We start from the raw sequence: 3,556 nt of genomic DNA, 5'->3' as shown, positions 1-3,556 counted from the left end.
TACGTATAAAATCAATTGAATAGCTCATATAAATAATGTCATCAAAATTAAGTCGCTTAGCTATATAGAGCTATAGAGCTGCCAATTGAAACAATCCGGTTTTACCGGCAAAGCAAATTTACGCATCATTCTTCAATCGCCATAGTTTTCCATTATGGCGATATATTTCAATATGGCAGGAATTTGAGAGAAAACTTTCCAGTATTGAACATACTGGTTTAAGCATAAAACTCAGATAGGATAAAATCCAATCACCAGAAATAGCTTATTCAAACTGCTAACCTGCTTTTTTGGTAAATTGCTGACGATAAATTACCAAATCCTCAATAGTTATTACCGGCATATCATGTTGCTTGGCAAAAATAAGTACTTCTGACATACGGGCCATGGTACCATCGTCATTTGTCAACTCACATAAAACACCTGCTGGCTTAAAACCGGCTAAAGTCACCAAATCAATAGTAGCTTCGGTATGACCACGACGCTGCAATACCCCTCCTTCTTCGGCTCTCAAAGGAAAAACATGTCCAGGCCGATTCAGATCGGTCGGTTTTGCATCATCGGCAATTGCTTTACGGATAGTCATTAAACGATCACTGGCTGAAACGCCGGTTGTTACACCTTCGGAAGCCTCGATGGTAATAGTAAATGCGGTTTGGAATTGACTAGAATTTTCTTCAACCATCATCGGTAATGCTAGCTGCTTAAGGCGTTCTTTCGTTATACAAAGACAAACAATTCCACTACCATGGCGGATAGTCAATGCCATCTGTTCAACAGTCATAGTTTCAGCAGCAAAAATAATATCACCCTCGTTTTCACGGCCTTCGTCGTCAAGTGCCATAACACCTTTACCTTGACGTAATGCCTTAAGAGCACGCTCTATACGTTCGATCGGATTGCCATAGGTGGAAAGTGACGTCTGATTCATGATAAAACCTCATCAATAAATACTAAATTACCAGAACCAGGGCAAACCTGGGAGTATAAAAAATCAAATCAGTATCTTAAAAATCTGCACACAATTGGCAGGCCTCAAAACTACAGATATCGTTATTTTCTCCCATCCGGACTATAACCGTCGGTTCCAGAATCTCACTGGATCTGCTGACTTCCATCACAAAATGCCATAATGGAACGCTCGCGGACTTAATTATTCAATTAACAGAATAAATATCACCGTCGGTGGAGAATTTCACTCCGCCCTGAGATAAACAGCTAAACTATATCGTGAATATAATTCTGTAGCAATCAACAATAACAAAATATATCATGGAGTAGTATTTTCATTTATTTATATAGTCAGCCAAAGTCAGCCAAAGTCAGCCAAAGTCAGCCAACTTAGTATTAAATGGTTATTGCGCTAATTTAGACCCATTATTCTCAGCAAATTTATTAAAAATAATTTTGTCAAATTAAGCTGATTATTTTAAGATCTGCTATTAAATAACCTATAGATTATAATTTGTGACCAAAAAGGATAGCGTAATGCTTGACGCGAAAAAAATTGAACAAGTTGTTCGCCAGATCAAAGATACCTTCCCGCAAGGAATAGGTGACTTAGGCGAAGATCTTGATAAAAAGCTACGGGCAATATTACAGTCCCAGTTAGGAAAACTCGATTTAGTCTCACGTGAAGAGTTTGATATTCAAACACAAGTTTTACTGCGAACCCGTGAAAAAATGGCACAAATGGAAAAACGCATTGAACAATTAGAAAAAAACGGCTAGCCAACGAAAACAAGAATGAATAACAAAATGCCACGATACTACCTACTATCGTAGCATCGTTATTTTTTATCTCAAAATATTAATCACTTTTCATAATCGTATTAATAATATTTGTCGTCGACAGCCCCGCTTCAAAATTAAGCACTTTAACTTCACCACCTGCCGCCCAGACCTCTTGGCTACCAGCAATATCTTCCGGCTTATAATCGCCACCTTTGACTAATACATGGGGTAAGATTTCACTGATCAGGCGTTGAGGAGTATCGTCTTCAAAAGAGACCACCCAATCTACTGAACCTAGCGCCCCTAACACGGTCATACGCTGAGCTAATGGATTAATAGGACGATCATCACCTTTTAATCGTTTAGTTGAAGCATCACTATTCACCGCAACAATTAATCGATCGCCTAACTTACGTGCATTGGCTAAATAGATAACATGGCCAGCATGTAAGATATCAAAGCAACCATTGGTCATCACAATCTTTTCGCCACGGCTACGGGCAGCTGCAACCGCATGCTTTAGCTGCTGCTCATTCATCACACCAAGACCATCATCAGTTCGACCATGAATGGCATTCTCCAGCTCAATGGGTGATACCGTTGAAGTACCCAGTTTTCCAACCACGACTCCAGCAATCGCATTAGCTAATACACAAGCTTGATGAAAATCGAGTCGAGCCGCCAACCCCGTTGCCAAAACACCAATAACCGTATCACCAGCTCCGGTAACATCATAAACTTCCTGCGCTTCGGTCGGTAAATTTAAAGGCGGTTTTTCACGCTGCAACAGTGTCATCCCGCGTTCTGAACGAGTGATAAGTAATCCCTTAAGATCAAGGGAATCAATTAATTTCATTCCTTTCTGCTCAATTTTGCTATTGTTTGCACATTTACCAACAATAGCTTCAAATTCAGACATATTGGGAGTTAATAAAGTCGCTCCACGATAACGTTCAAAATCACTACCTTTCGGATCAATAAGAACTGGCACTTGAGCAGCATTTGCTAATACAATGATCTGCGCAATTTGTGCTAACGCACCCTTGCCATAATCAGACAATACCAGTGCCCCGACGCGTGGCAACGCTTGCCGAATCCGATCTAACAGCGGATTTATATCGACATCACCGAATCCTTCTTCAAAATCCAGTCGAATAAGTTGTTGATTATGCGATAGAATTCTCAGCTTAGTAATCGTAGGATGCGTTGATAATGTAACAAAATCACAACATACATTAGCTTGATTAAGTTTCTCGGTTAATACTTCAGCAGCATCATCAATACCAGTCAGCCCTAGCAAACGAACATTGGCGCCCAAAGCTGCAATATTCATGGCAACGTTAGCAGCACCACCAGGACGTTCTTCTTTCATTTCCACTTTAACGACCGGAACCGGCGCTTCTGGTGAAATTCGGTTAGTTAATCCATACCAATAACGATCTAACATAACATCGCCGATCACCAAAATACTAGCCTGTTTAAAATCAGGGAGAGTGATTTTCATCCATACTCCAATTACAAATAAATTACCGCAATCAAGATTGCTAGCAATAGTAACATAGCCCAACTCTATCAATCGTACTAAAAGTACGGCGAGTCAATTCTATTTCAACTGAACTAGCATAAAACCATTTTTGCCAACTAAGCAGAACTTTTTTACGTTGCTGTTCAAACTGAGAGACTAACACTTTACTGGGTAACGCCTGTAATGACAAATGATCCAAGGTATAGCTAAGCGACTTAATTTTGATGACATTATTTATATGAGCTATTCAATTGATTTTAGACGTAAAGTGATATTTACGATGGAAGAAGAAGGGTT

4 protein-coding genes and 1 riboswitch are annotated in these 3,556 nt (G+C 39.6%); of the genes, 1 reads left to right on the top strand and 3 read right to left on the bottom strand.

The genetic code is table 11. The annotated features are described in order from the left end of the window. Positions 1-277 precede the first annotated feature (277 nt). On the bottom strand, positions 278-931 hold the full coding sequence (ribB, locus tag ARSQ2_RS04340) for a 3,4-dihydroxy-2-butanone-4-phosphate synthase (RefSeq protein WP_181994486.1): 654 nt from the start codon (positions 929-931) through the stop codon (positions 278-280). A gap of 120 nt (positions 932-1,051) precedes the next feature. Beyond that, positions 1,052-1,217: riboswitch (FMN riboswitch) on the bottom strand. A 271-nt stretch (positions 1,218-1,488) separates the two neighbouring features. On the opposite strand from ribB, the gene ubiK reads away from it, so the two are divergent. Next, entirely contained in the window at positions 1,489-1,731 is a 243-nt protein-coding gene (gene ubiK, locus ARSQ2_RS04335; protein WP_181994488.1) for a ubiquinone biosynthesis accessory factor UbiK, read from the top strand. Between the two features lie 79 nt (positions 1,732-1,810). Here ubiK and hldE read toward each other — a convergent pair whose 3' ends face one another. Continuing rightward, the gene (hldE, locus tag ARSQ2_RS04330; RefSeq protein ID WP_181994487.1) at positions 1,811-3,238 is read right to left on the bottom strand and encodes a bifunctional D-glycero-beta-D-manno-heptose-7-phosphate kinase/D-glycero-beta-D-manno-heptose 1-phosphate adenylyltransferase HldE; all 1,428 of its coding nucleotides are present in this window, start codon (positions 3,236-3,238) and stop codon (positions 1,811-1,813) included. 40 nt (positions 3,239-3,278) lie between these two features. Further along, complete coding sequence (locus ARSQ2_RS04325) at positions 3,279-3,449, bottom strand: hypothetical protein (RefSeq protein WP_181994485.1); 171 nt, start codon at positions 3,447-3,449, stop codon at positions 3,279-3,281. Positions 3,450-3,556: the final 107 nt, after the last annotated feature.

The organism is Arsenophonus endosymbiont of Bemisia tabaci Q2 (genome assembly GCF_902713415.1).
Lineage (GTDB): Bacteria > Pseudomonadota > Gammaproteobacteria > Enterobacterales > Enterobacteriaceae > Arsenophonus.
Note: the sequence above shows the minus strand (reverse complement) of the source record. Positions and strands in the feature narration are given on the sequence as shown.